The organism is Caldimonas manganoxidans ATCC BAA-369 (assembly GCF_000381125.1).
Taxonomy (GTDB): domain Bacteria; phylum Pseudomonadota; class Gammaproteobacteria; order Burkholderiales; family Burkholderiaceae_C; genus Caldimonas; species Caldimonas manganoxidans.
On sequence record NZ_KB905961.1, the window covers coordinates 6,317 to 33,060 of the forward strand.

At 65.6% G+C, this 26,744-nt stretch carries 28 protein-coding genes and 1 pseudogene; 18 read left to right on the top strand and 11 right to left on the bottom strand.

Annotation, left to right across the window (positions count from 1 at the left end; genetic code table 11):
• Window positions 1–129: 129 nt before the first annotated feature.
• From F615_RS18735 to F615_RS0114380, 11 genes are all read left to right on the top strand, one after another.
• The gene (locus tag F615_RS18735) at window positions 130–963 is read left to right on the top strand and encodes a hypothetical protein (protein WP_019561867.1); all 834 of its coding nucleotides are present in this window, start codon (window positions 130–132) and stop codon (window positions 961–963) included.
• Between the two features lie 113 nt (window positions 964–1,076).
• Window positions 1,077–2,351 carry a DUF3422 family protein gene (locus F615_RS0114335; RefSeq protein ID WP_019561868.1) on the top strand — a complete coding sequence of 425 codons (1,275 nt, stop codon included), beginning with the start codon at window positions 1,077–1,079 and terminating at the stop codon, window positions 2,349–2,351.
• Between the two features lie 64 nt (window positions 2,352–2,415).
• Entirely contained in the window at window positions 2,416–4,032 is a 1,617-nt protein-coding gene (locus tag F615_RS0114340; RefSeq protein WP_026330338.1) for a gamma-glutamyltransferase family protein, read from the top strand.
• A 35-nt stretch (window positions 4,033–4,067) separates the two neighbouring features.
• Window positions 4,068–4,937 carry a DMT family transporter gene (locus tag F615_RS0114345; protein WP_019561870.1) on the top strand — a complete coding sequence of 290 codons (870 nt, stop codon included), beginning with the start codon at window positions 4,068–4,070 and terminating at the stop codon, window positions 4,935–4,937.
• Window positions 4,938–4,942: 5 nt separating this feature from the next.
• The gene (locus F615_RS0114350) at window positions 4,943–5,725 is read left to right on the top strand and encodes an SDR family oxidoreductase (protein ID WP_019561871.1); all 783 of its coding nucleotides are present in this window, start codon (window positions 4,943–4,945) and stop codon (window positions 5,723–5,725) included.
• A 235-nt stretch (window positions 5,726–5,960) separates the two neighbouring features.
• The gene (locus tag F615_RS0114355) at window positions 5,961–6,164 is read left to right on the top strand and encodes a hypothetical protein (protein WP_019561872.1); all 204 of its coding nucleotides are present in this window, start codon (window positions 5,961–5,963) and stop codon (window positions 6,162–6,164) included.
• Between the two features lie 78 nt (window positions 6,165–6,242).
• Complete coding sequence (locus F615_RS0114360) at window positions 6,243–9,209, top strand: formate dehydrogenase subunit alpha (RefSeq protein WP_019561873.1); 2,967 nt, start codon at window positions 6,243–6,245, stop codon at window positions 9,207–9,209.
• Between the two features lie 27 nt (window positions 9,210–9,236).
• Window positions 9,237–9,869 carry a formate dehydrogenase FDH3 subunit beta gene (gene fdh3B / locus F615_RS0114365; protein ID WP_026330339.1) on the top strand — a complete coding sequence of 211 codons (633 nt, stop codon included), beginning with the start codon at window positions 9,237–9,239 and terminating at the stop codon, window positions 9,867–9,869.
• Window positions 9,866–10,099 (top strand): hypothetical protein, encoded by a 234-nt coding sequence (locus tag F615_RS0114370; RefSeq protein ID WP_019561875.1) that lies wholly within the window; start codon window positions 9,866–9,868, stop codon window positions 10,097–10,099. Before fdh3B ends, F615_RS0114370 begins: the two co-directional genes overlap by 4 nt.
• Window positions 10,100–10,130: 31 nt before the next feature.
• The gene (locus tag F615_RS0114375; RefSeq protein ID WP_019561876.1) at window positions 10,131–11,258 is read left to right on the top strand and encodes a formate dehydrogenase subunit gamma; all 1,128 of its coding nucleotides are present in this window, start codon (window positions 10,131–10,133) and stop codon (window positions 11,256–11,258) included.
• A gap of 63 nt (window positions 11,259–11,321) precedes the next feature.
• Window positions 11,322–12,212 carry a formate dehydrogenase accessory sulfurtransferase FdhD gene (locus F615_RS0114380; RefSeq protein ID WP_019561877.1) on the top strand — a complete coding sequence of 297 codons (891 nt, stop codon included), beginning with the start codon at window positions 11,322–11,324 and terminating at the stop codon, window positions 12,210–12,212.
• Between the two features lie 14 nt (window positions 12,213–12,226).
• Here F615_RS0114380 and F615_RS0114385 read toward each other — a convergent pair whose 3' ends face one another.
• From F615_RS0114385 to F615_RS0114400, 4 genes are all read right to left on the bottom strand, one after another.
• Window positions 12,227–12,754, bottom strand: coding sequence for an Mpo1 family 2-hydroxy fatty acid dioxygenase (locus F615_RS0114385; protein WP_019561878.1), 528 nt, complete (start codon window positions 12,752–12,754; stop codon window positions 12,227–12,229).
• A 154-nt stretch (window positions 12,755–12,908) separates the two neighbouring features.
• Complete coding sequence (locus F615_RS0114390; protein WP_019561879.1) at window positions 12,909–13,874, bottom strand: Bug family tripartite tricarboxylate transporter substrate binding protein; 966 nt, start codon at window positions 13,872–13,874, stop codon at window positions 12,909–12,911.
• Between the two features lie 37 nt (window positions 13,875–13,911).
• On the bottom strand, window positions 13,912–14,286 hold the full coding sequence (locus tag F615_RS0114395; protein WP_026330341.1) for an AtuA-related protein: 375 nt from the start codon (window positions 14,284–14,286) through the stop codon (window positions 13,912–13,914).
• Window positions 14,283–15,653 carry an acyclic terpene utilization AtuA family protein gene (locus tag F615_RS0114400; protein ID WP_026330342.1) on the bottom strand — a complete coding sequence of 457 codons (1,371 nt, stop codon included), beginning with the start codon at window positions 15,651–15,653 and terminating at the stop codon, window positions 14,283–14,285. Before F615_RS0114400 ends, F615_RS0114395 begins: the two co-directional genes overlap by 4 nt.
• A 63-nt stretch (window positions 15,654–15,716) precedes the next feature.
• Between F615_RS0114400 and F615_RS0114405 the strand changes: the two genes are divergently transcribed.
• The 4 genes from F615_RS0114405 to F615_RS19735 all read left to right on the top strand — a co-directional run bounded on the left by F615_RS0114405 (window position 15,717) and on the right by F615_RS19735 (window position 18,353).
• Window positions 15,717–16,616, top strand: a complete 900-nt coding sequence (locus tag F615_RS0114405) for a LysR family transcriptional regulator (RefSeq protein ID WP_019561882.1) — start codon at window positions 15,717–15,719, stop codon at window positions 16,614–16,616.
• 35 nt (window positions 16,617–16,651) lie between these two features.
• A complete protein-coding gene (gene dcd, locus F615_RS0114410; protein ID WP_019561883.1) occupies window positions 16,652–17,221 on the top strand; it encodes a dCTP deaminase in 570 nt (189 codons plus the stop codon).
• A 113-nt stretch (window positions 17,222–17,334) separates the two neighbouring features.
• On the top strand, window positions 17,335–17,703 hold the full coding sequence (locus F615_RS0114415; protein ID WP_019561884.1) for a hypothetical protein: 369 nt from the start codon (window positions 17,335–17,337) through the stop codon (window positions 17,701–17,703).
• Window positions 17,704–17,831: 128 nt separating this feature from the next.
• A complete protein-coding gene (locus tag F615_RS19735) occupies window positions 17,832–18,353 on the top strand; it encodes a DUF1801 domain-containing protein (protein WP_169452434.1) in 522 nt (173 codons plus the stop codon).
• Here F615_RS19735 and F615_RS0114425 read toward each other — a convergent pair.
• From F615_RS0114425 to F615_RS0114455, 7 genes are all read right to left on the bottom strand, one after another.
• The gene (locus F615_RS0114425; RefSeq protein WP_019561886.1) at window positions 18,247–19,407 is read right to left on the bottom strand and encodes an alpha-hydroxy acid oxidase; all 1,161 of its coding nucleotides are present in this window, start codon (window positions 19,405–19,407) and stop codon (window positions 18,247–18,249) included. The genes F615_RS19735 and F615_RS0114425 overlap by 107 nt on opposite strands.
• 65 nt (window positions 19,408–19,472) lie before the next feature.
• Window positions 19,473–20,405: a LysR substrate-binding domain-containing protein gene (locus F615_RS0114430; RefSeq protein WP_019561887.1), complete on the bottom strand. Its 933-nt coding sequence runs from the start codon at window positions 20,403–20,405 to the stop codon at window positions 19,473–19,475.
• Window positions 20,406–20,440: 35 nt separating this feature from the next.
• Complete coding sequence (locus F615_RS0114435) at window positions 20,441–21,088, bottom strand: cupredoxin domain-containing protein (protein WP_019561888.1); 648 nt, start codon at window positions 21,086–21,088, stop codon at window positions 20,441–20,443.
• On the bottom strand, window positions 21,085–21,540 hold the full coding sequence (locus F615_RS0114440; protein ID WP_019561889.1) for a group I truncated hemoglobin: 456 nt from the start codon (window positions 21,538–21,540) through the stop codon (window positions 21,085–21,087). The genes F615_RS0114435 and F615_RS0114440 overlap by 4 nt, the downstream gene beginning before the upstream one ends.
• A gap of 30 nt (window positions 21,541–21,570) precedes the next feature.
• Window positions 21,571–22,467, bottom strand: a complete 897-nt coding sequence (locus tag F615_RS0114445; protein WP_051090255.1) for a DUF3034 family protein — start codon at window positions 22,465–22,467, stop codon at window positions 21,571–21,573.
• Window positions 22,468–22,571: 104 nt separating this feature from the next.
• Complete coding sequence (dinB, locus tag F615_RS0114450) at window positions 22,572–23,810, bottom strand: DNA polymerase IV (protein WP_019561891.1); 1,239 nt, start codon at window positions 23,808–23,810, stop codon at window positions 22,572–22,574.
• A 45-nt stretch (window positions 23,811–23,855) separates the two neighbouring features.
• On the bottom strand, window positions 23,856–24,896 hold the full coding sequence (locus F615_RS0114455; RefSeq protein WP_019561892.1) for an integron integrase: 1,041 nt from the start codon (window positions 24,894–24,896) through the stop codon (window positions 23,856–23,858).
• A 255-nt stretch (window positions 24,897–25,151) separates the two neighbouring features.
• Here F615_RS0114455 and F615_RS0114460 point away from each other — a divergent pair, with 255 nt between their 5' ends.
• The 3 genes and pseudogenes from F615_RS0114460 to F615_RS20545 form a co-directional block, all read left to right on the top strand.
• Window positions 25,152–25,691: a hypothetical protein gene (locus tag F615_RS0114460; RefSeq protein WP_156824654.1), complete on the top strand. Its 540-nt coding sequence runs from the start codon at window positions 25,152–25,154 to the stop codon at window positions 25,689–25,691.
• Window positions 25,692–25,804: 113 nt separating this feature from the next.
• Entirely contained in the window at window positions 25,805–26,176 is a 372-nt protein-coding gene (locus tag F615_RS0114465; RefSeq protein WP_019561894.1) for a RusA family crossover junction endodeoxyribonuclease, read from the top strand.
• A 402-nt stretch (window positions 26,177–26,578) separates the two neighbouring features.
• Window positions 26,579–26,744: pseudogene (locus tag F615_RS20545) on the top strand (ISL3 family transposase); the annotation flags it as partial.

Below are 26,744 nucleotides of genomic sequence, written 5' to 3' on the forward strand. Positions count from 1 at the left end.
CCCGGCCGATCTGAAGCGCGAGCACCTGGGCCCGCGCCAGTTCACCGGCTGGGGCTATGACGAGGGCGACATCCAGGTCGATCTGGTGGGCGTGCCCATCTTGCAACACAACTGGTATGAGGCTCGGTGATGACCATTCCGTTGATTCCACAAGAGATCTATCTGCTGGAGCGCTACAGCTCACTCGACTACTTCGGCCAAATGCGCGACCACTTCGCCCAGTGTGTCAAGGCCGCCGAAGACGCGCTGGCCGAGTTCATGCGGCACCTCCCGCCGGACTACCGCAGCCGACCGTTGCACCAGCAGCCCGATGCGGTGTGGGGCGAGCGGGTGATTCCAAACATGCAGTGGGCACTGGCCGGTCTCAACGACGGCTACATCCGCATCTCACATGGCGATCTGGATGGCTTGGGATTTGCGGGCAATGTGAAAACCACCTTTGCTTCCATCAACCGCGACTACCACATCGACTGGATGCCGCAGCCGTATCAAAGCCGCTATGACGAGGCCCAGATCTTGGCTAGCGAGATGGCCTCCAACATCTCGCATACCGAGCAGGGGAGTTGGAGTTACGGCACCTTGAGTTTCGCGTACCACGAACCGTCCCGCGGCCCGCTGAACCCGCCGGCCAGTTGGCCGGTGTATCGGATCAACGAGGCGGTCCAGGTGCGCACTGGCCAGAAGGTGCCCAAGACGGGCATCTACCTGCCGGCTCATGGCCCGGCCGCTGCTGCTTTACTGATCGAAGGCCAGAAGGCCATCGAAGCCGAGGTGTGCACCAACGCCGAGGACTTGCTGCGCGACCCCAAGAGATCGCGTCCTCAAAGCCGCCGCGAACCTACCGTGTGGACACTGGTGGAACGCGTGGCCGACGAGGGTGGAGACAACCCCATGCCCGCCACGGGCGAGGCGGCGCTGCGACTCGAGTGCGAAGCCGGCCAACCCTGCCCGCGCATGGGCTGATGGTTTGCCACAGCAGACAACCGGTACCGGACGGGGCCTGATCCACCGCAGGTGGCGCCGGGCACGGCCATGGAGATTCACCTCGATAATTCTTTTCGAGGAGGAATTGTTCGATGTTCACGCCCCACCCCTTGCGGGAGGTTTTGCACAACGAGGTTCATGCGCGCCCTTACGAGCGCATGTGTGCGCCTTTGGCCTTGTCTCATTTGGCTTTGCTCACGCCGCCGGGGCAGACGGCCTCGCGCGAACATCTGCATGCGCTGTTGCGCGCGCGCCACTTGCCGCTGCCGGCCGAGGAGGCCAGCCACCTGAGTCTGGACATCGGCGGGGTGCATTTGCGTTGGGAGCAGCACACCGAGTTTCAGACGTACACCTTCTGGCGAGCCTTGTCTGAACGCCCCACCAGCTTCGATGAGCCGGCGGTCAGCTTGGTGCCGCAGGACTGGCTGCGTGGCATTCCGGGGCAATGGTTGGTGGGCATGCATGTGGTGGTCAGCCGTTCGCGCGACGAGGGCTTCGATCCGCTGATCCGCGGCGCTTTGTCCGAAGACAGCCTGGTGGGCTCTGTCGTGATGGACGGCCAAGCCGAGGTCTATACCGATTTCCGGCTGCATGCCGATGGCTTTGCACGCGTGGTCGTGGTGGCCGCCAGCATGCATCCGCGCCGCTTGGGGCGCACCGTGCAGCGGCTGTTGGAGGTGGAAACCTATCGCATGATGGCTCTGCTGGGTTTGCCTGCGGCGCGGCATGTGTCCTCGACTTTGGCCGATGCGGAGCGTGAGCTGGCGCACATTGCCGATCAGATTCGCAGTGCCGAGCGTTCGCATGAGCCGGAGCTGTTGCGGCAGTTGACCCGTTTGGCTGGTCGGGTAGAGAGTCTGTATGCCGCGACCCACGCACGCTTTTCGGCCAGCGCGGCCTACTTCGAGTTGGTGCAGCGGCGAATCGAGGAATTGGGAGAGCACCGGTTGGCTGGCTTGCAGACCATGGGGGAGTTCATGGATCGCCGTCTTGGGCCGGCCATGCAGACATGTGCTTGGGCGGCTCGGCGCCAGCAGCAGTTGTCCGAACGCATCTCGCGCACCAGCAATCTGCTGCGCACCCGTGTGGAGATCGAGCAGCAGCAAAGCAGTCAAGCCTTGCTGGATGCGATGAATCGCCGTCAGAAGGCTCAACTGATGTTGCAGTCCGCCGTGGAGGGCTTGTCGATTGCAGCGATCACTTATTACGGCGCCGGTCTGGTGGGCTATCTGGCCAAGGGGGCCAAGGCTGCAGGCTTGCCGCTGCTCGTCGATGTGGTCGTCGCTGCGGCCATTCCCGTGATCGCCGCTGCCGTGTGGGTCGGGTTGCGACGTCTGCATGCAGCAGCCCAGCGGGCGGCGCAATAGACCGGGCGCTGCAAAGCGGCGCCAGGCCGCGCATAATCATCCGATGATTCGGCCGGGGCTTGCGATGAAACCTTTTCTTTACGACGCACCTTATCCCTCTGTGCGGCTGCCTGTGTTTGCCCGCAACGTGGTGGCCACGTCTCACCCGGCGGCGGCCAGTGCTGGGCTGCGCATGCTGTGGAAAGGGGGCAATGCGGTGGATGCTGCCATTGCCGCGGCGGCGGCGATGACGATTCTCGAGCCGGTCAGCAACGGCTTGGGCAGCGATGCTTTCGCGATCGTGTGGGACGGTCGGCAGCTGCATGGCCTGAATGCAGCCGGCCACGCGCCGGCTGCCTGGACACGAGAGTACTTCATGGCCCGGTATGGCGCGCAGGCCACGCGCCCGCCCAAGCGGGGCTGGGATGCGGTGACCGTGCCAGGCATGGTGGCCGGCTGGGTTGCGCTGCATGAGCGTTTTGGCCGATTGCCTTTTGCCGATTTGTTGGAGCCGGCGATCGACTATGCCGAGCGCGGCTACTGCGTGCCACCGGTGGTGGCTGCCAAATGGGCTGCGGCCGTGCCGGAGCTGCAAAGCCAGCCAGGCTTCGCGCAGACCTTCATGCCCCATGGCCGTGCGCCGGAGGTGGGCGAGCACGTCACTTTCAAGGATGCTGCGCGCAGTCTGCGTTTGATCGCCAACAGTCGAGGAGAGGCGTTTTACCGGGGCGAGATCGCCGCAGCCATGGTTGCGCACGCGCGCCAGCACGGCGGCAGCATCACCCTGGAGGATTTGGCGGCGATGCGGCCGCAGTGGGTCACGCCGATCTCGCGGCATTACCGCGGGTATACGCTGCATGAGATTCCACCTTCGGGGCAGGGCATTGCCGCGCTGATTGCCTTGGGGATCCTTTCGCAGTTCGACGTGGCGGCGTTGCCGCGGGACTCGGTGGCTTCGCAGCACTTGCAGATCGAGGCGATGAAGCTGGCGTTTGCCGACACGTATCGCTACGTGGCCGAGCGTGAGCACATGGAAGTCTCGGTCGAGCAGATGCTGGATGATGCCTACCTCGCCCGCCGCGCTCGGCTGATCGATCCGACGCGTGCGCAGGTCTTCGAGGCCGGCAATCCTCCCACGGGGGGCACGATTTACTTGACGGCCGCCGATGAGCAGGGATTGATGGTCAGCTGGATTCAAAGCAACTACATGGGCTTCGGTTCGGGGGTGGTGGTGCCCGGCTACGGCGTGTCGTTGCAAAACCGTGGCCATGGCTTTTCGTTGCAGGCGGGCAGCCCCAATGTGGTGGCTCCGGGCAAGCGGCCGTTCCACACCATCATCCCCGGCTTCCTCACCCGAGAAGGAGAACCGGTGATGAGCTTTGGCGTGATGGGGGCCAACATGCAGCCGCAAGGCCATGTGCAGACCTTGGTGCGCATGCTCGACTATGGACAGAACCCGCAGGCCGCCTGCGACGCGCCGCGCTGGCGCTACAACGAGGGCTTGTCGCTCAATGTCGAGTCCACGATGGATCCGGCCGTGGTGCAGGGGCTGCAGGACTTGGGCCATCGCATCGAGGTGCTGCAGGACCCCTATCAGGACTTCGGCGCGGGCCAGTTCATCTGGCGCTTGGGGGACCCGGCGGTCCAAGGCTATGTCGCTGCCAGCGATCCGCGGCGCGACGGACAAGCGGTCGGGTTTTGAGCGTGGCGGCTCGAGACACCGCGGCGCGGCCACCGATGGCCGGCGGGCTGCTGCTGGCTGCCGCCGGTGCGGTGGCCTTTTCGGGCAAAGCCATCATCGTCAAGCTGTCGTATCGCTATGGCGTCGATGCGGTGACGGTCATCATGTACCGCATGCTGTTCGCGTTGCCGCTGTTTGTGCTGCTGGCTTGGTGGTCTGGACGCGGCCGGCCGGCTTTGAGCCGTCGCGACTGGCTGGGCATTGCCGGCCTGGGGTTCAGCGGCTACTACTTGGCCAGCTTTCTCGACTTCTTGGGCCTTCAGTACATCAGTGCCAGCCTGGAGCGGCTCATCCTCTACCTCAACCCCACGTTGGTGTTGGCCTTGGGGGCCGTGCTGTTCGGCAAGCGTGTGCAGGCGCGTCAGATCGTGGCCATCGCGGTGAGCTATGCCGGCGTCTTGCTCGTGTTCGGCCAGGAAGTCAGTTTCGAAGGGCCCAATGTGCTGCTCGGGGCGCTGTTGGTGTTCGCCAGCGCGGTGTCGTATGCCGTCTATCTGGTCTACAGCGGCGAGATGGTGCAACGCCTGGGCTCGATGCGTCTGGTGGGCTGGGCCAGCACGGTGGCGTGTGTGCTGTGCATCGTCCAGTTCCTGCTGGTGCGGCCGCTGGCGGCGGCCGTGGTGCCGTCCGAGGTGCTTTGGCTGGCCGTGCTCAACGCCACGGCCTGCACGGTGGCGCCAGTGCTGATGGTGATGATGGCCATCGAGCGCATCGGCGCGGCCGCGGCGGCCCAGACCGGCATGATCGGCCCGCTGTCGACCTTGGCGCTGGGGGTGTTGGTGCTGGGTGAGCCCTTCACCCCGTGGATTGCCGCGGGCACGGTGCTCGTGCTGGCTGGTGTGTGGTTGTTGACGAAGTGGAGATGACGTCGATGGATTTGGGCATTGCAGGCAAGTGGGCTTTGGTGTGCGCTTCGAGCAAGGGGCTGGGCAAAGGCTGTGCTGCTGCTTTGGTGGCTGAAGGGGTCAATGTCGTGATGACCGCACGCACCGCGGCCGACCTCGAGGCGGCCGCGGCGCAACTGCGTGCGCTCGGTCGAGGCCAGGTGCGCACCGTCTGCGGTGACATCACCACGCCCGAGGGCCGCGCTGCGGCGCTGTCCGCCTGCCCGCAGGTGGACATCCTCGTGACCAACGCGGGCGGCCCGCCACCCGGCGACTTCCGGGACTGGGGGCGCGAGGAGTGGCTTCAGGCCCTGGAGGCCAACATGCTCACCCCCATCGAGCTGATCAAGGCCACCGTCGATGGCATGGCTGCGCGTGGGTTTGGGCGCATCGTCAACATCACCTCCGGGGCGGTGAAGGCGCCCATCGATGTGTTGGGGCTGTCCAATGGCGCGCGCAGCGGGCTCACCGGCTTCGTGGCGGGACTGGCACGCAGCGGCATCGCCGCTCGCAATGTGACGATCAACAACCTGCTGCCTGGGGCGTTCGACACCGACCGCTTGCGCAAGACCTTGGCCGCCGGCGCGCAAAAAGCGGGCATCGATCTGGACCAGGCCGTGCAGCGCCGCCTGCAGGGCATTCCCGCACGGCGCTTTGGCACGGCCGAGGAGTTCGGTGCCGTGTGCGCCTTCTTGTGCAGCCAGCAGGCGGGCTATATCACCGGGCAGAACTGGCTGCTCGACGGCGGGGCCTATCCAGGCACGTTTTGAGCCCATCGTCCAAGGGCGCGGCGTTCAGCTTGTTGCAAGTGCTGCACTGCCGCAAGCTCGAAGAGCGCACAGGGGGGTGGTCTGTACCGCCGCATTGGTGCGAAATGCGGCCTCTATGCTCGCAAACCCGCATTACAGCCGGGGCCAGAGGAATAACATAGCTGAACTCTCACACCAAAGACCGCCGTGTCCCCGCCCCAGGGGAGCGCGCAGGTCGCCCCGATAGGAGACCACGATGAAAGCGTCTCAAACCCCCCTGAGCCGCCGGCGCCTGTTTGCCGGTGCGGGCTCGATCGCTGCGGCGGCAGCGGTGGCCAGCGTGGTGCCCATGCGTGAGGAACCGCCGGCAGCGGCCCCAAGCGAGCCGCAGCCGGACCGGCGAGCCGGCTACCGGCTGACGGAGCACGTTCAGCGCTACTACCAGACCGCTCGTGTCTGAGGAGGGCGCCGCAGGCTGGGGCGGCCGTGGCTGCTGCCCTGTCGTCCGTCTCATCGCTTTGCAGTCTCAGGAGCCGCCATGTTGCTCACTCGGAAATCTTCCAGCGTCACGCCGGTCGGTCGGGGGTCGTCCTCGCTCGTGACCAGCCTTGCGCGCGGCGTGGCCCGCGCCGTGCCCACCATGGATCGCCGCGCGTTTTTGCGTCGCTCCGGCTTGGGGCTGGGCGTGGGGTTGGCCGCCTCGCAACTCAGCTTGGTGAAGAAGGCGCAGGCGGCTGACCCCGCTGCGGCTTCGGCGGCCGCGCCCAAGGTGGAGGTCAAACGCACGGTGTGCGGCCACTGTTCGGTCGGCTGTGCAATCGACGCCGTGGTGGAAAACGGGGTGTGGGTTCGCCAAGAACCCGTGTTCGACTCGCCGATCAATCTGGGCTCCCACTGCGCCAAAGGGGCGGCCGTGCGCGAACACGGCCACGGCGAGTACCGCTTGAAGTACCCGATGAAGCTGGTCAACGGCAAGTACCAGCGCATCAGCTGGGACCAAGCGCTCGATGAGATCGCGGCCAAACTATTGAAGTTGCGCGAAACCAGCACGCCCGATGCCTTGTTCGTCGTGGGTTCCAGCAAACACAACAACGAGCAAGCCTATCTCCTGCGCAAATGGATGAGCCTGTGGGGCAGCAACAACTGCGACCACCAGGCGCGCATCTGCCATTCCACCACGGTGGCCGGTGTGGCCAACACCTGGGGCTATGGCGCGATGACCAATTCCTACAACGACATGCAAAACGCCAAGGCGGCGCTGTACATCGGCTCCAACGCTGCCGAGGCGCATCCGGTGTCGATGTTGCACATGCTGCATGCCAAGGAAAACGGCTGCAAGATGATCGTGGTCGACCCGCGCTTCACCCGCACGGCCGCCAAGGCCGATCAGTACGTGCGCATCCGCTCCGGCACCGACATCGCCTTTCTGTTTGGCGTGCTCTACCACGTCTTCAAGAATGGCTGGGAAGACAAGAAGTACATCGCCGACCGCGTCTATGGCATGGACAAGGTGCGCGAAGAGGTGATGACCAAGTGGACGCCCGACAAGGTCGAGGAAGTCTGCGGTGTGCCCGAGGCCGAGGTCTTTCAAGTGGCCAAGACCATGGCCGAAAACCGGCCCTCGACCATCGTGTGGTGCATGGGGCAAACGCAGCACACGATCGGCAATGCGATGGTGCGCGCATCATGCATCTTGCAGCTGGCCCTGGGCAACATCGGTGTGTCCGGTGGGGGGGCGAACATCTTCCGTGGCCACGACAACGTGCAAGGCGCCACCGATGTGGGGCCCAACCCCGACTCGCTGCCGGGCTACTACGGCCTGGCCGAAGGTTCGTGGAAGCATTTCGCCAAGGTCTGGGGCCTTGACTATGAATGGCTGAAGTCGCGCTACGCACCCAACATGATGACCAAGTCCGGCATGACCGTGTCGCGGTGGATCGACGGCGTGCTGGAGAAACCCGAGCTGATCGAGCAAGGTAGCAATCTCAAAGCGCTGTTCTTCTGGGGCCACGCCCCCAACTCACAGTCTCGCGGGCTGGAAATGAAGCGGGCGATGGACAAGCTCGATCTGCTGGTCGTCATCGATCCCTTCCCATCGGCCACGGCCGCGATGGCGGCCATGCCTGGCAAGCCCGAAGACCTCAATCCGAACCGCGCCGTTTACTTGCTGCCCGCCACCACGCAGTTCGAGACCTCGGGCTCGTGCACCGCGTCCAACCGCTCCATCCAATGGCGCGAGAAAGTCATCGAGCCGCTGTGGGAGTCGCGCACCGACCACATGATCATGTACCAGCTGGCCGAGAAGCTCGGCTTTGGCAAAGAGCTGGTCAAGAACTACAAGATGGTGCCTGGCAAGGGCGGCATGCTGGAGCCCGAACCCGAGTCCATCCTGCGTGAGATCAACCGGGGCGTGTGGACCATCGGCTACACCGGCCAAAGCCCCGAACGGCTGAAGGCGCACATGCGCAACATGCATGTCTTCGACGTCAAGACCCTGCGTGCCAAGGGCGGGGTGGACAAGGAGACCGGCTACGTGCTCGATGGCGATTACTTCGGCCTGCCCTGGCCTTGCTATGGCACCCCCGAGTTGAAGCACCCCGGCACGCCCAATCTCTACGACACCTCCAAGCATGTGATGGACGGCGGTGGCAACTTCCGCGCCAATTTCGGTGTCGAGCGTGATGGCGTGTCCCTGTTGGCCGCAGACGGGTCTCACTCTCTCGGAGCGGACATCACCACAGGCTATCCCGAATTCGACGACGTGCTGCTGAAGAAGCTGGGGTGGTGGGGCGAACTCACCCCCGAAGAGCAGCAAGCCGCCGAAGGCAAGAACTGGAAGACCGACTTGTCCGGCGGCATCATCCGTGTGGTGATGAAGAACCACGGCTGCCACCCCTTTGGCAATGCCCGGGCGCGGGCGGTCGTTTGGAACTTCCCGGATGCCATTCCGCAGCACCGCGAGCCCATCTATTCGACGCGGCCCGATCTGGTGGAGAAGTATCCGACCCATGCGGACAAGACCTTCTGGCGTCTGCCCACGCTGTTCAAGACCTTGCAGGACCAGAACAAGGACATTGGTCAGCGCTTCCCACTGATCATGACGTCGGGCCGTCTGGTCGAGTACGAGGGCGGTGGCGAGGAAACCCGCTCCAACCCCTGGTTGGCCGAGTTGCAGCAAGACATGTTCGTCGAGATCAACCCAGCCACTGCCAACGACCGTGGCATCCGTCCCGGGGACATGGTGTGGGTGAGCACCCCGACCGGCGCTCGCATCCGTGTCAAGGCACTGGTCACTGAGCGGGTCGATCGCCACACGGTCTTCCTGCCCTTCCATTTCTCGGGCCACTGGCAGGGCCAGGACTTGCTGCGCTACTACCCCGAGGGGGCGGCTCCCGTGGTGCGTGGCGAGGCCGTCAACACCGCGACCACCTACGGCTACGACGCCGTGACGATGATGCAGGAGACCAAGACCACGGTCTGCCAGATCGAACGGGCGAGCGCCTGAGCGACGGCCGGCTGACAGGAGAACCCCATGGCTCGAATGAAATTCATCTGCGATGCCGAGCGCTGCATCGAATGCAATGGCTGCGTCACTGCCTGCAAGGCCGAGCATGACGTGCCCTGGGGCGTCAACCGCCGCCGCGTGGTCACGATGAACGATGGCCAGCCCGGCGAACGCAGCATCTCGGTCGCTTGCATGCACTGCAGCGATGCGCCTTGCATGGCGGTGTGCCCGGTGGATTGCTTCTACCGCACCGAAGAAGGCGTGGTGTTGCACGACAAAGACATCTGCATCGGCTGCGGGTATTGCTCCTATGCCTGTCCGTTCGGGGCGCCGCAGTTCCCGGCCAATGGAACTTTCGGTCTGCGCGGCAAGATGGACAAATGCACCTTCTGCGCCGGCGGCCCCGAAAAGAGCGGCTCGCAAGCCGAGTTCGAAAAGTACGGGCGCAATCGCCTGGCCGAAGGCAAGCTGCCGGCCTGTGCCGAGATGTGCTCGACCAAAGCCTTGCTGGGCGGTGACGGCGACGTGGTGGCCGACATCTTCCGCACCCGCGTGCTGCACCGCGGCAAGGGCAGCGAGGTTTGGGGTTGGGGCACGGCCTATGGCCGACCGACCCAAAGCAGTGGCCAGACACCCGTCAAGGAAGGAGCCAAGTCATGAGCCGCCGACCTCTGGTTGCGTTGGGACTGGGGCTGGTCGTGGGCTTGGCCGCCTGCGGGCAGACCGAGCAAACCGCCAAGGCACCCCTCAAGGGCAGCGACAGCCCGGCTTGGCAGGGGGCGGCCAATCCGTTCGTCGCCCCGGGCTGGAAGCCCGGGGACCCGGCCGCTTGGCAAGAGCAGATGCGCCGTCGCGTGGCCGGGCAGAACGAGTACTCGCGCATCAACTAGCGGGCTGCGTGCACGCGACGGAGGACACGCCATGTTTCGCTTACTCCAGGGTCTGACGATCGCTGCGATGCTGTCGCTGTCTGTGAGCGTCGGCGCCCAAAGCGCTGCGCCGGCGGTCACCCGTGGCGCTCCCGAGGGCTATGTGGCCCCGGCCGACCCGAAGCCGGAGGACACCAATGCCCAGCGAGCGGTCTCGCAACCTGGCAACAATGCGCCGTTTTGGCGTGCCGTGCGCGAGTCGGGCCAGCAAAGTGGCTACACCAGCCTGCCCGGGGTGGAAAAAGGCGTGCTGATCCAATCGCTGGTGCAATACCCCGGCTCCCAGCACACCACCGCGGGTGAGGCCTGGCGGCAGGTGCGCAACCAGTGGATCTTGCCTTATGGAGGGGCGCTGCTGCTCATCGTGCTGCTGGCCCTGGCCTTGTTCTATTTCACCAAGGGCCCCATCAAGCTGAGTCAGCCCGAGACGGGGCGGCGGATCGAGCGTTTCACCTATTTCGAGCGTGCAGCGCACTGGACCAATGCGATCGCTTTCGTGGCACTGGCCATCTCGGGCATCGTGATGGCTTTTGGCAAATTCTTCCTGTTGCCCATCCTCGGTGGCACCTTGTTCGGCTGGCTGGCCTATGCGATGAAAACCATCCACAACTTCGCCGGGCCCTTGTTCGCCGTCTCGCTGGTGGTGGTCATCCTCACCTTCGCCAAAGACAACTGGCCGAGCACACATGACCTCGTTTGGCTGGCCAAGGGGGGGGGCTTGTTCACTGGCGCCCATGTGCCCTCACACCGTTTCAATGCCGGCGAGAAGCTGCTGTTTTGGGGCGGGGTGTTCGTGCTGGGCTTGATCGTGGTGGCCTCGGGCCTGGTGCTCGACAAGCTCGTGCCCGGGCTGCTGTACACGCGCGGCGAGATGCAAATCGCCCACATGATCCATGCCAGTGCCGCGGTGCTGATGATGGCCGCGTTCCTGGGCCACATCTACATGGGCACCCTGGGCACTCAGGGGGCGTACCAGGCCATGAAGACAGGCTATGTCGACGAGACCTGGGCCAAGGAGCATCACGAGCTGTGGTACCGTGATATCCAGGCGGGCAAGATCCCGGCGCAACGCTCCACGTCCCACCAGGCCGCCGCGGGCAAGCCGGCCGCCCAGGCGTGAAGCGTCCTTGCGGCGGGCTGCTGCGGCAGCCTGCGGCCTGGCCTTGCCGATATGCTTTCATCCATGACTGCTCGTCCCGACCTGCGCCCTGAGCTCAGCCAGGCCTCCACCCGTTTCACGCACCGCGTCACGGTCGTCGATGAATATGGTCAGCCGCGTGAGGTGGAGATGCCCGCCGAGCGTGATCTCACGCTGTACCTGGATCGGCGTGAACTGGTCACCTTGATGACCATGGGCGCGCATCCCGAGCTGTTGGCGCTGGGCTACCTGAAGAACCAGCGCCTGGTGCCTGGCATCGAGCACATCGCCAGCGTGCAAGTGGACTGGGAGGTGAACGCTTGCGCGATCACCACTCGCGGGGGTGTGCCCGACCTGGAGGCGCGCACGGCGCGGCGCATCGTCACCACCGGCTGCGGTCAGGGCACGGTGTTCGGCGGCCTGATGGACGAGATCGACCAGATCCGACTCGGCGACACGCGGATTTCGCAGAGCACGTTGTACGACTTGCTCGATGCCATGCGCCGGCATGACACCATTTATAAAAGCGCCGGTTCGGTGCACGGTTGCGCCTTGTTCGCAGGCAGTGAGCTGTTGCTGTTCACCGAAGATGTGGGGCGCCACAATGCACTGGACGCGATTGCCGGCTGGATGTGGCTGCATGCCGTCGAAGGACGGGGCAAGATTCTCTACACCACCGGTCGCCTGACGAGTGAGATGGTCATCAAGGCCGCTCAGATGGGCGTGGCCATCGTGGTTTCACGCTCGGGCATCACCGAGATGGGCCACCGTTTGGCAGTGCAACTGGGCATGGCGCTGTTTGCGCGCTGCACGCAGCGGCACTTTCTGCTCTACTGTGGGCAGGAACGCTTCATCGCCGAGCCGGACTTGGTTCCGCCGGCGCCACAGCCCTGGACACCGCAGGAGCGCCGTTCGGCGCCGGGCCGCCAGGGCTGAAGAGGCGTTGGCTTTCAGGGGCGGGCGTTGGCCAGATCGCGCACGACCGTGGGCCCGGCTTTTTGCTCGATGCGTGCGAGCATCTCCCGGTTCCAACCCGCGGCAAACATGGCCTCGGCCACCACGAACATCGGCCCGACCAACAGGCCGATGAGATCGTCCACGAACGCGGGCTTGCGACCTTCGTAGTAGTGGCCGATGAACTGGATGATCCAGCCCACCACGAAGGTGCCGATGCCGGCGGCCAACCAAATGCTGGTGCTGCTGGCGGCCACCAGATGGCCCAGTCCGATCAAGACCCCCACGGCCACACTGGTGGTCAGGCCCAGCACCCAGTGACGGCTGAGATACCACAGCGCCGTCAGCGCAAACAGCACCCAAGCCGGCGTCAGCGGCCAACCGGCCACATCGAATTGGGGGCGAGCCAACAAGGTGCCCACGGCAAACACGATCAACGGGACGCCCACGAAATGGGTGGCAATGTTGCGGCGATCGCGGTGATAAGCGGCGTACTGGGTCAACAAATCGAGGGCGCTGCGCATGGCGGTCTCCCCAAGAACAGGAACGGCAGGCAAATGATGGGTGCTCAGGCCTCAATCTTTCGACAAGACCGACCTGATAGGTTCAGGGTTTTCCCGGGTATGTGCGCGGTGGCGTGCGCTGTCTCTTGGGGGGCAGCAGGCCGTCGCAGCGGGTTCACTCCGGCTCGATCCCGGCGGCACGGATGATTTGGCCCCATTTGCGGGTTTCTGCGGCCTGGAACTGGGCCAAACCTTCGGGCGTGGTGGTGAAGGGCTCCGAACCGCTGGCCTCGAAGAAGGCTTTGGCCGCTGGGCTGGTCGTCCCGCGAATGAGCAGCTCGTTGAGCTTTTGCACCACGGCAGCCGGGGTGCCTGCCGGGACATACGCGGCAAACCAATAGCCCATTTCATACCCGGGCACGCCGCTTTCGGCGATGGTGGGCACCTGCGGCAGCAGCGCGGAGCGCTTGGCCGCCGTGACACCCAACGCACGCAGTTTGCCGGCTTGGATCTGTGGCACGCCGGTGGACATGTCGGCAAACATCAGCTGGATTTGTCCGCCGATCAGGTCGGTGATGGCTTGCGGATTGCTCTTGTAGGGCACGTGCAGCAGCCGGACTTTGGCCATTTGCTGGAACAGTTCGCCTGCCACCCGGCTGGAGGAGCTGCCGCTGCCAAAGCTGAGCTGGCCAGGGTTGTGACGGGCATGCTCGACCAGCTCGGCCACGGTCTTGAAGGGCTGGGACGGATGGACCACCAGCACTTGCCCGCCGCGGCCCAGCGCTGTGACTGGGGCGAAGTCCTTCACCGGGTCGTACCCCAGTTTTTTGTACAAGTGCACATTGGCCGCATGGGTGGTGTTGGTGGTGATCAGCACGGTGTGGCCGTCGGCCGGTGCACGAGCGGCCGCCTGGGCGGCGAGCATGCCGCTGGCGCCAGCGCGGTTTTCGATGACCACGGGTTGTTGCGTGTCGGCGCTGAAGGATTGGCCCAGCGCGCGGGCCAGCTGGTCGGTGGCGCTGCCGGCGGCAAACGGCACGATGAAGGTCACCGGGCGCTCTGGAAAAGCCCAGGCCGGGGATGCCCCCAGCAAGAGCAAGGCGGCTGCGGCAAGGCATCGGCGACGGTTCATGGCGGTCATGGCGAAGTCTCCTCGGGTGGTGGTGCGAATGGGCAGGTCAGAGGTCCGGGCCCGGCGGGCCGGCCAGGTAAGGGCGCAGGCAGGACGGCAGGCTCACCGGCAAGTCCAGCAGCCAGAACACCAAGGCCTTGCCGTGAGCGTCCAGGTTGAGTGATTCGTTGACGCCGCCGTCCAGGACGTGATCGAGCACGAAGTTCATGGCGTGCAGCTGTGGCAGCAAGTAGCGCTTGACCCCGCTGGGTCGGCGGTGAGCGAAGCGTTCGGCCACGACCGCCTCGGTGACTTGATCCACCAGCACCGGCCACAAGGCGGGGTGCCAGGCGATGAGGCTGATGTTGGAGCGGTCCCCTTTGTCTCCGGTGCGGCCATGCGCCAGCCGGTACAGGGGCACTCGCATGGAGGCGCAACTCATGTCGGATCTCCCTCATCGAGCATCACGAAGCCACAGGGCACGGCCTCGCGGGGGATCAGGCACGAGACCGTGCCTAGCCGTGGCCGCAGCCAGGTGCGCACCCCGCCGCCGCCGGCAGGCCCGCAGGTGTACAGCGCGGTCACCTCGCGGGTCAGGGTTTCGGCCGCGCGGCGCTGGGCATGCTGCAAGGCCACGCGCAAACGCACGTCTTTGGCCTCTCCCGGTGAGTGAGCGGCCAGCCAGCGGCCGTCGTCATCGGCCATGAGGCTGGCCACGCCGATCAAATCGATGCGCAGTCGGCCCAGGCCCTGCAGACGCTGGCGCAGGATGTCGGCGGCCAGCCGGGCGCGTGCCTCGGCCCGCGCCCCGGCATAGGAGATTTCGCCTTCGGCCAGCCAGCCGTTTTCGTAGCACACCGTGGCCTTCAAGTGCGTGGGGCGGGCATGCCCGCGCACGCCGCTGAGCCGCACACGATCGGGCGCGACCGTGTCCACCCGGGCTTGCGTCAGATCGGCCACCACGTCGGGGGTGAGGTAGGCGGCCGGGTCGTGCACTTCATACAGCAGCTGCTCTTTGACCGTGCGTTCGGTCACGCAACCGCCAGTACCCGGGGGTTTGGTGAGGATGCACTGACCGTCGGCGTCGATCTCGGCGATCGGATAGCCCAGATGGGCCAAGTCAGGGACGTCCTTGTACCCCGGGTCGGCAAAGTAGCCGCCGGTGACCTGCGCGCCGCATTCCAGCAAATGGCCGGCCATGGTGGCGCCGGCCAGGCGGTCCCAATCGTCCCAGGCCCAGCCGAAATGCGCCACGGCGGGTCCCAAGGTGAGGGAGGGATCGGCCACGCGCCCGGCCACCACGATGTCGGCGCCGGCTTGCAAAGCCGCCGCGATCGCTTCGGCCCCCAAGTAGGCGTTGGCGCTGATCCACGGGCCCGAGGGCAGGGCATCGCCCAGGGCCTCTTGCAGCAGGTGGCGTTGTGTGGGGCTGTCGAGGGCGTCGCCTTCGATGACGGCGATGCGCGGCACGCGCAGGCCGTCCTGACGGGCCCATGCCTGGATGCACCGCGCCGCGCCGTGCGGATGGGCGGCGCCGAAATTGCTCACGATGCGGATGCCGGCCTCCAGACATGGCCCCAGCACCGGGCGCAGCATGGGCTCCAGCAGCGGCTCGAAGCCGGCTTGCGGGTCGTCTCGACGCGCCAGTTGGGCCAGTGCCAGCGTGCGCTCGGCCAAGGTCTCGAAGATCAGCACCGCCGGTGAGCCACTGGCCGCCAGCGCTTGGACCACTGGCAGGGCCGCATCGATGCGGTCGCCGGAGAAGCCGGCGGCGCAGCCCACGCGCAAGGAAGGAGGACAGCAGACCATGGCGCCACTGTAAGAGGCGGAATTTGATTTGTGAAATCGAAATTTGAGATAGATTGATTGCTCATGGAAATCAATTTGTCGATGCGGCAGCTGCGCGCGTTCCTGGCGCTGGCCGAAGAGCGGCACTTCACCCGAGCCGCGGCGCGGGTGCATTTGTCGCAGCCGGCCTTCAGCGCCTTGATCCGGGATCTGGAGGACGGCGTCGGCGCTCGGCTGTTCGACCGCACCACCCGCAGCGTGGAGCTCACCGCCGAAGGACGCGCGTTCGAGGTGTCGGCACGCCGGGTGCTGCACGAGGCGCAGGAGGCGTTGTCCGATTTGCGCGAGCGCGTGGCCAAACGCCGGGGGCGGGTGGCCCTGGCGGTGCTGCCGGCCCTGGCAGCGGGGTGGTTGCCCGAAGTGCTGGCGCGCTTCCGCGCGCAGCATCCGGGCATCGAGCTGGAAGTGGCCGATGTGTTGTCGCAAGCGTGCATCGAGCGCTTGCGTGTGGGGCATGCCGATCTGGCGCTGGCGGCCAGCCGCCTGGACACACCCGAGCTGCGCGCCGAGCCGTTTTGCAGCGATGGTTTCCATCTGGTGTGTCGTTGCGATCATCCGCTGGCCGGCAAGCCGGCGCTGCGCCTGGCCGATCTGGCGCCTTATCCGGTGATCCAATTGGCGCGCAGCAGTAGCGTGCGCCAGCATGTGGAGGCGGCCGTCTATCCCCGTCGGCTCCACACGGTGATGGAGTTGGAGCAGCTCAGCACCGTGGCCGGCATGGTGCGCGCTGGGCTGGGCGTGACCCTGGTGCCGGCGCTGACTTTGTTCCACTTCGCGCATCCCCAGCTCGTCACGCGGCCGATCCAGGCCAAGGGCCTGAGGCGACACATTTTTCTCTTGCGCCGCCGCGACCGCGCGCTGTCGGTGGCGGCCCAGGCCATGTACGAGCATTTGATGGCCATGCGGCCTCAGCTTGGGGCGTAGCTGCCTACAATGCGCGCACTTCTTCGGGAGTCGAGATGAGCATCAAGAGCGACAAGTGGATCCGCCGCATGGCCGAACAGTACGGCATGATCGAGCCTTTCGAGCCGGCCCAAGTGCGCCAGGCCGAAGATGGTCGGCGTATCGTCAGCTACGGCACCAGCAGCTATGGGTACGACATCCGCTGTGCGCCCGAATTCAAGATCTTCACCAACGTGCACAGCACCGTGGTCGATCCGAAGAACTTCGACGAGAAAAGCTTCGTGGACTTCCACGGCGATGTGTGCATCATCCCGCCCAACAGCTTTGCGTTGGCGCGCACGGTGGAGTACTTCCGCATTCCGCGCAACGTGCTGACCATCTGCCTGGGCAAGAGCACCTATGCGCGCTGCGGCATCATCGTCAATGTCACGCCTTTCGAGCCCGAGTGGGAAGGCTACGTCACGCTGGAGTTTTCCAACACCACGCCACTGCCGGCCAAGATCTACGCTGGCGAGGGGTGTGCGCAGGTGCTGTTCTTCGAAAGCGACGAGGTGTGCGAAACCAGCTACAAAGACCGCGGCGGCAAGTATCAAGGGCAAACGGGCGTCACACTGCCCAAGACATGAAGCCGCCACTTTGGATGCCTTTTCGAGCCTTTGTCCCAGCCCCGGCGGCACTACAGTGCGGGCATGTCCCATCCATGCGGCGCTTTGCGTGCCCGCCGAGGGAGGCTCGAACCATGCATCTGCCATTGCCCGAGGTGGTCGAACACTATGAGGAACTGCCCACCGAGTTCCGCACCACGGCCTTCGAGGTCATCAAGACCTTCGATGGCTCACCCGATGAACTGCGCGAGGCCCTGGTTCGCCCGCTGACGCCCCAGGCCCAAAGCGGCGTGGGCCCCCATGACCTGCTGGATCTGGCCCGCTTCAAGGCCCTCATGAGCGAGGCCGGGTACACGGTGTCCACGGCGCGCATGCTCTTCGATCGGCGTTATGCTGCGCAATGCCTGGCCCGCGGGCTGCGCTCGGGCCATCCCGAACTGCGCGCCAAGGCCGATGCCTTGTTCGCGCGTTACGCCTTCGATCTGCCAGCGACCCCGCACTGAGGGGGACGAATGCCTTGGCGTCTGCTGGGGTGCAGCGTTACCATGGGTCGGTTGAGGAGTCATGCACGGAGAATGATGCCCACGGGGGAACGCAGCATGCTCACGCCTTGCGTGTCAGGATCGGTGCGATGAGAGGCACAGTGCGTCCCAATGCCCTGGTGGCGGCCTATTTCGACACGCTGACCCCAGAGCAGCGTGAAACGGCTCAGGCCTTGCAGCGGGCGGTGCTCGAGGCGGCCCCAGCGCTGTTGCAGTCGGTGAAATGGGGCAATCTGGTCTTCATGACCGGGCGCGACAATCTGATGGCCATCGTGGCGCACAAGAGCCACGTCAACCTCCAGTTCTTCAACGGGGCGGCCTTGGCCGCCCAGTTCCCGAAGCTCGAAGGCACGGGTAAGAGCCTGCGACACCTGAAGTGCCGTCTGCGCCAGCCGGTGGACACGGCGCTGGTGCAGGCGCTGGTGCGCGCGGCGCTCGAGGCGTCGAAGTCCGGCGGAGGGGGCCTGGCCTCGCCCGTGAGCGAGCGCACCGTCCCACCTCGGGTCAGCGTGCCGTCGGATACGTCCCCGGCCACAGGATGCTGCGGTCCACGGTGCGGATGTCGGTGCGTCCGCAAAACGCCATGGTCAGGTCCAGCTCCTTGGCGATGATCTCCAAGCAGCGCGTGACCCCGGCCTCGCCCATCGCGCCCAGGCCATAGAGGAAGGCGCGCCCGATCAACGTGCCTTTGGCCCCCAGCGCGATGGCCTTGAGCACGTCTTGGCCGCTGCGGATGCCACCGTCCAACCACACCTCGATGCGATCACCCACGGCATCGACAATGGCCGGCAGCGCTTCGATGGACGAGGGCGCCCCGTCGAGCTGGCGCCCTCCGTGATTGGAGACGACCAGCGCATCGGCGCCGCTGTCGGCCGCCAGCCGGGCGTCTTCCACGTCGAGGATGCCTTTGAGGATGAGCTTGCCGCCCCAGCGCTTCTTGATCCACTCCACGTCGGCCCAGTTGAGCTTGGGGTCGAACTGCTCGGCCGTCCACGACGACAGCGAGGACAGGTCGCCCACACCCTTGGCATGGCCCACGATGTTGCCGAAGGTGCGGCGTTTCGTGCCCAGCATGCCGAAGCACCAGCGCGGCTTGGTGGCAAGGTTGATCAGGTTGCGCAGTGTGGGTTTGGGCGGCGCCGACAGGCCGTTCTTGATGTCCTTGTGGCGCTGACCCAGGATTTGCAAGTCCAGCGTGAGCATCAGCGCCGAGCAGTTCGCGGCTTTGGCGCGGTCGATCAGCCGCTCGATGAACTCGCGGTCCCGCATCACATAGAGCTGGAACCAGAACGGATGGTGCCCGGTGGCTTGGGCCACGTCTTCGATCGAGCAGATGCTCATCGTGGACAAGGTGAAAGGCACTCCAAACGCCTTGGCGGCCCGTGCAGCCAGGATCTCGCCGTCGGCATGCTGCATCCCGGTCAGCCCCGTGGGCGCCAGGGCCACCGGCATGGCCACCTCTTGGCCGATCATCTGCGTGCGGATGCTGCGGCCTTCCATGTTCACCGCCACGCGCTGGCGCAGCTTGATTTTCTGGAAATCGGCCTCGTTGGCGCGGTAGGTGCTTTCGGTCCACGACCCGGAGTCGGCATAGTCGTAGAACATGCGCGGTACACGCTTTTGGGCCAGCACGCGCAGGTCTTCGATGTGAGTGATGGTGGGCATGCGGTCTCCTTGTTCTGGGCGACCGATGCTAAGCCGCAGCGGGCATTTCTGTCGCGGAAAATCCTTCAGGGCTTGCCCGAAGAAACGTCGGCGGCTGGCAGCAGCGCTGCTGCCTCCTGCGCGACCCGTGCGCACACCGAGTGCAGCCACTGTGCAAACTCGGCTGCCGCACCGTTGTGGGCATGAGGCATCAGATAGTAGTGATGCGAAGGCCGGGCCGTCAGCGCAAACAGCGGCACCAGCGCGCCCGAGGCCAGCCAATGGCGCGCCAGCGTCGGCCGCGCAAGCGCAATGCCTTGCCCGCTGACGGCAGCCTCCAGCAGCAGGCCCAGGTCCACGAGCTTGGGGCCTTGCGTCGGTTCTGGAGCCCGCAGCCCGGCAGCAGCCCACCATGGCGCCCAAGGTTCCAGCGGGGTGCGCAACAGCGGCGCGCCCAGCAGGTCGGCCGGCGTGCGCAGCGGTGGCAGGCGGCCCAGCAGCGCCGGGGAAGCCATCGGCGTCACCACGTCGTCCATCAGCAGCGTGCCGCCGGCCGCCGTGGCGTCGCCGTGGCGCACCTGTACATCGGCCTGCATCGTGCCGGGGTCGAGATACGGGATGGACAACACCACCTCCAAATCCACGTCGGGGTGCGCCTCGGTGTAGTCCTGAAGATGCGGCACGAGAATCTGCCGCGCGAAAGTGGGCGGCGCGCACACCCGCAGCCGCGTCTGAGCCCGCCTGGCGCGTTGGTGCAGCGGCACGGCCGCCAACAAGCCCAACGCAGCTCGCACCTGTTCCAGGTACTCCTTGCCCGTCGTCGTCAGAGTCAAGGGCTTGGTCGTACGCTGCAACAAATGGGCGTCGAGCAATTCCTCCAGCGTGGCCACGCGCTTGCTCACCGCACTGGCGGTGATGTGAAGCTCGTCGGCTGCGCGTTCGAAGCTGCCCAGGCGTGCGGCCGCCTCGAAGGCGCGCAGCCCTTCGATCGAGGGAAAGCGGGGGGGCAACGGTGGCATGGCGGGATGCTACCGCGGCCGCCCCTTGCGCCGCTTCAGCGCGGACGACGTTTGCGCGGGGCAAAGTTGAGTTGGGCGGCCTGCGTGTGGGTGGCGGCATCGGCCGGCAGCTCGCCCGGCGCCTCGGCCTGGTCGAGGAACTGCTCGGGGTGCCACAGCTTCACGCGATAGGGCCCCGGGGGCACGGCGGCGATCACGGCCAGGCCGTTCTCGTCCGTCACACCGAACCAGGGCGATTCGCTCACATACAGCCCGCCGCGCATCGTCGAGTGCAAGTGGCATGACAAGCGAACCGGCCCGGGCTGGGTGAGCGTGACCTCCGGTGCCGGCTCGCCCGGTGCGGGTCGTGCGTTGGTGCGCAGCTCGAAGCTGTGGGCCGGGCCCACCCCGCGCACGTGGTGGTCGAAGCTGTCGCGGTTGGTGAAGCGCACCGTGGTGCCCGGATGCACCATGGTGACCATCGGCAAGAACTGCATCCGCTCCTGCGTCACCACCGTCGTGGCGGCCGCGGGCGGGGGCAAGGGGGCGGGGCGGGCAGGCAGCACCACCACCGCCACGTTCGCCGCGGGTTCACCTTGGCGGTCAGTCACTGTCACACGCAGCGTGGCGGCGCAGGCCACGCCGCCCAGGCCCAGGGCCAGCGCCAGCGCGGCGCGCAGGGGAAGCAGGGCGGATCGGCTCATCGCACGTTCACCACATCGCGATGCATCGGCGCCAAGCGGGCCAGCAACCGGTTTTGCACCCGAAAGGCAATGCCCTGGGCATCCATCGAACGCTGCAGCACCTCCACCAGCGCGTTGAAGTCGGCGCGGGTCACGTCGATGCCGCTGTGGGCCGTCTTCATGTCGGCGCCGCCATAGGTGCAGGGGCCGCCCGAGACCTCGCAGAGTTGCTCGGCCAGGCGCTGCTTGAAAGGCGTGGGGTTCACGTTCACGAAGAAGGGCGCCATGCGGGCGTCGGCCTTCAGGTCGTCCCAGAAACGGTCCACGAGCCGCGTGAGGCCGGCCTGGCCGCCCAGATCGTGGTACAGGCTCGCATCGGCCGATGCCCCGGCCGCGGGTGCGGCTTGGGCCAGGGCTTGCGGCGTCAGGCTCAGGGCGGCCACGGCGGCCGCGCAGGAGAGCAGGAATTTCATGGAGAGTCCTTTTGAAGTGCGTCCGGTAGATCAGTAGGCCAGTTGCAGCGAGGCATAGGCCCCGCGCTGGTTCTTCTGGCCCACCACGTTGCCCAGTTCCACATAGGCCAGGGTGAGCGAGGCGTGCTTGCTGGGCGCCCAGACCACGAAGACGTCGCGCCAGGCGTCCTCGCGGAAGGCGCGGCCGGCGAAGGCGAGGTTGTCGGGCTTGGCGCGGTACTCGGCGCCCACGGCCAGGTCGCGGCGCAGCAGCCAGGCCACCGACACCTCCGGACGGACCTTGTAGTTGGGGTGTTCAACGCTGCCGAAGCCCAGCAGACCATTCTGGTTGGCCCGCGTGGCGCGCAAGGTGCCGTTCACGAGCACCCCCTGCGCCAGGAAGAGCTTGGTCGCGCTCACATAGGCGTCCACCCCGTGGCGTTTGGCCCCTACCGCGTCGAGTACGCCACCCACGGCGGAGCCCGGCTCCAGATGCTTGTACTCCAGGCCCACGGCGACCTGGGGCCTCCAGGTGTCGGCATCCAAAATGGCTTCGCCCGCCACCCGCAGCTTCACACCCACGATGTCGAGCTTGAGCGTCGTGTCCGGCACCACCACGCCGGCATCGAAGTCCTGGCGCGCCAGCGACAGCTCCAGCCGGTCGTCCCAGCCGAAGGCAGCGCCGTAGGTGGTGAGCCCATACTTCTGGGTTTTCAGTCGCGACACATGGGCTGTGACACCCCACTGACCCTCCGTGCCCGGGCCGGCGATCACGGCCCAGGGCGTGAGGCCGCCGCCGGCGGCACCATCGATGCTGCTCACGCCGCCGGTCAGCAGCAGCTTGCCTTGCCGACCGGGGCCAGCAGGAGAATCCATCGGGGTTTGAGCCATGGCCAGGGTCGGCGCCAACAGCGCCGCCGCAGCCCACAATCGAGAAACTCGGTGCATCGGGGGTCTCCACATTAGAGGCGCCGCACCCTTGCGGCGCCTGTGCCCGTGTCTTACGCGCCCCGCCGCAAATTGGATGCACCCGCGCAAGCCCCCCCGGCGGATCAGTCACCGCCCGGCTCGCCAAACAGCGGCAATGTGTAGGCCGGTGCAGGCTCCTGCGCGCGAGGGGGCAGGGGCTGCGTGCCCCGTGTTGGTGCCTTTGGCAGGGCCTCGCCCGCCTTGCATAGCGAACCGACCCGCACCCCCAGCAGCCGAAGCCGCCGCGTCAGGTCCACCCGCTTCAGGCACTGCCCGGCCGCCTGGCGGATGGCCTGGGCGTCCGCGGTGGGGTGGGCCAGCGTGTGGTCGCGCGTCACGGTCTTGAAGTCGTCGAAGCGCAGCTTGACCCCGATCGTCTTGCCCACATAGCCCTTGCGGGCCAGATCGGCTGCCACCTGCTCGCACAGCCGTGTGAAGATGCTGCCCAGCAACTCGCGGTCGTGCCGCGCATGCAAGTCACGCTCGAAGGTGGTCTCGCGGCTCATGCTCACCGGCTCGCTGTGCGTCACCACCGGGCGATCGTCGCGCCCGTGAGCGGCCTCGTGCAGCCAGGTGCCGTAGCGCGGCCCGAAGTGCTGCACCAGCCAGGCCGGGTCCGCTGCGGCCAACTCGCCGATGGTGTGGATGCCCAGGCCCCGCAGCTTCTCGTTCGCCTTCGGCCCGATGCCATTGATGCGCTTGGCCGGCAGTGGCCACAGCCGCGTGGTCAGCTCCTCGGCTCGCAGCAAAGTCAGCCCATCGGGCTTGTCCAAGTCTGAACACAGCTTCGCCAGCAGCTTGTTGGGTGCCACCCCGATCGAACAACTCAGCCCCGTGGCTTGCTTGACGTTGTTCTTGATGGCCAGTGCCACTGCGCGCACGCCGCCCATCGGGTCATGGCCCACGACCTCCTGGGCGCCGGGCGCATCGGTGAGATCGATATAAATCTCGTCGATGCCCCGGTCCTCGATCACCGGCGCCACCTCGGCCACCGCGGCCTTGAACAGGCGCGAGTAATGGCGGTAGGCGTCGAAGTCGGTGGGCAGCAGCACGGCATCCGGCGCCAGCGCCGCGGCCTTCATCAGCCCCATGCCCGAGTGCACGCCCAGCGCCCGCGCCTCGTAAGTGGCCGTGGTGACCACCCCGCGCCCGGCGTAGTCGCGCAACACCGCGAACCGCCGCGTGCCGCCGGCCAGCACCTCGGGCTGGTGCCGCCGCCCCCCGCCAATCACCACCGGCCGCCCGCGCAGCTCGGGGTAGCGCAACAGCTCCACCGACGCATAGAAAGCGTCCATGTCGAGGTGGGCGATGTAGCGGGGCATGGGGACGGCGGATACGGCGGGCCAAGCGTAGCCGAGGCAGGTGGCTCAGTGTGTCAGCAGGGTGTCCAGGCGGTCGAGGGGGCTGTGCACACCGCCCCCGCCCACCTTCAGCACATGGGTGTAGATCATGGTGGTGCTCACGTCCGAATGGCCCAGCAGTTCCTGCACGGTGCGGATGTCGTAGCCGGCCTGCAGCAGGTGTGTGGCGAAACTGTGGCGCAGGGTGTGGGGTGTGGCCGCCTTGTGGATACCTGCTGCCTGCAATGCGCGTTTGAAGGCGCGCTGGAAAGTCTGGTCGTACAGGTGGTGGCGCCGCACCACGCCGCTGCGCGGGTCCACCGCGTGCTGTGCCTGCGGAAACACCCAGAACCAGGGCCACGAGGCGCCGGCCCGGGGGTACTTCCGGGCGAGCGCATCAGGCATTTCCACCCCGCCGCGGCCGGCCTGCCGGTCGGCCACCCACAGGGCATGGGCCCGGGCCAATTGCTCGCGCAACGGTTGCTCCAGCGTGCGCGGCAGCATCAGCACGCGGTCCTTGCCGCCCTTGCCGTCGCGCACCACGATGGCCCGGTGGGCAAAGTCGATGTCTTTCACCCGCAGGCGCAAGCCCTCGGTCAACCGCATGCCGGTGCCATAGAGCACCTGGGCCAGCAAACGGTGCTCGCCCTCCATCAACGCCAGCACGGCGGCTACCTCCTGCGCCGACAACACCACCGGCAGCCGCCGCTGCGGCTGCGGCCGGGCGATGGTGTCCATCCAGGGCAGTTGCACGCCCAGCACCTTCCCGTACAAGAACAGCAGCGCCGACAACGCCTGCCGGTGGGTGCTGACCGACACCCCCCGCTCGCTCGCCAGCCAGGTGAGAAAGGCTTCAACCTCCGGCCCACCCATCTCGGCCGGGTGACGCAGCCGGTGAAACCGGATGAAGGCGCGGCACCAGTACACATAGGCCTCTTCGGTGCGCAGGCTGTAATGCAGGGCGCGGATGCGCTCCCGCAGTTGATCGAGCAGCCGCGTCGATTTCAACGGCGGCAGTGCCTCACCGCGCCGTGGCGGCCTGCCCGCCGCCGGATGGGTTTCATGCATCTTGTTCTCTCCCTTGAGGCCCCCTTTCGGGGGGGATTGCCCACGCCCGCGCGCACAGGCAAAGTGCGTGGTACGAACGTTGCGCCAATTTGCATGAAATTTAGTACTGTACAAACATCCAGTCAATGTCTGGAAGCGCAGGCTGGGCAAGGCTTTGCGCCCGATCGAGCCGCCGGTGTTAGGGAGACAGCCGTCGGTGTTATGCAGCAGTTTTGCTCCCTATAACACGTTAGCCATAAGGGGGCACGGAGAAGAATGAAGGGCATCGCGTCGAAAATTGGTACAGGCCTCGTCATATTGGCCATTCTGTTTTTTGGCCTCAAAGGCTGCGTAGTGACGGTCTGGACGTCACCAGCCACTCCTACAACTTATGCTATTCATGGCTCTGATGGGCGATCGCTAGCCATGATATTCCTGCCCAAGAATGAAACCATCCTGCTGTATACGGAAGAGAAAGCCGAGTTCATGGAAGCCGCATTGACCAAAATGCGTGGCACATACGGAACCCACTATTTTTGGCGGCTCTGGAGTATTGAGGGTCCTGGTATCGGAGGAGGGTTGTTTGGCTATCGAATCTATCCCGAGGGTGCTAAGCCTGTCGTAATGGAGACGACCGTTCTGAAGAAATTTATTCACGGGACGTCAAAACCAACTCTGAGAGGTGAAGGTGATCGAACTCACCCGGTAATACTTTTCTCCGAAAATGCCGTCAGGTTTGAGGACATGTGGCTGGAGAAGGAGCCCACAAATACGGAACTGGTGCAGGCTCTTTTGAGCAAACTAAAGGCGCAATGAGATTAAATGGCTAACAACGCCATCAACGCGGACAGTGAAAAGCGGCGCGCCTTCGTCGCCCCGCTTTTCACTGCCGGTTATGGCGGGCGTTAGGCCACGCACCTTTAGCTATCGTGTCGTACATCAACTGCTTCATACGCGGCGTGCCCTACAGCCGCAACAAGAGCCGCGGCAAGATCGGGGCGGCCGATGAATGGTCTGTCCAAGTCAGAGAGCAGACCGCTTCACTTCCCCGTGTCAAAGAGGCGTGCACGCTGAAGGTCACGTTTCTCCTACCACCCGACAAGTTCCCTACCGACTTCCCGTACGGCCCGGATCTCGACAATCTTCTCAAGCGCTTCATGGACGCGCTGAATCACACAATCTTCTCAGACACGCATGGCGGTGATTCCTGCGTCATCATGCTCACCGTCATGAAGACCAAGGTCGCGTCATCTGAGGACTCAGGGGTTCATCTTGAAGTCTTGCCCGTCAGCGTGGCCTAACCCTTCGCTCCACCTGACGTTCGCCAGCCGGCTTCGCCGTCTGTCGCCCGCAGGTGAGCTCAAACGTTAGGCGCACCAAAATCCAACCAGCACTAGTGAAACATGAAAAAATTCAGGCTCCATGTCGTTTCGTGTGGAAAGCAACACCGTCACTGGGGCATCGCCGGCGCGAACGGGCTGGGCTCTTCGTCATTTCGTGTGGAACACAACACTCACAATGCTCCCCTGGTTGTTGAGCCCGGTGGGCATGTGTGCAGGCCGCTGGCGGGGCTCTTCGTCATTTCGTGTGGAACCCAACAGTCACAATGACTCCTGGTCGTCGAGCCCGGTGGGCATGTGTGCAGGCCGCTGGCCGGCCTGTGCACATGTCCACCAGGCGGGTTTGATCAGGAGGATGAGTCCATGGGCATTGCCGTAGAAGCTCTGTTCACCAGCGCGCTGGGCTTGCAGCCGCCGTGGGTCGTCGATGACGTCAGGCTCGACACCGCCAAGCGGCGTATCGACTTCGAGATCGGCTGCCACACCAGCAGGCTCGCCTGCCCGGCATGCGGTGCGGCCACGCAACCGG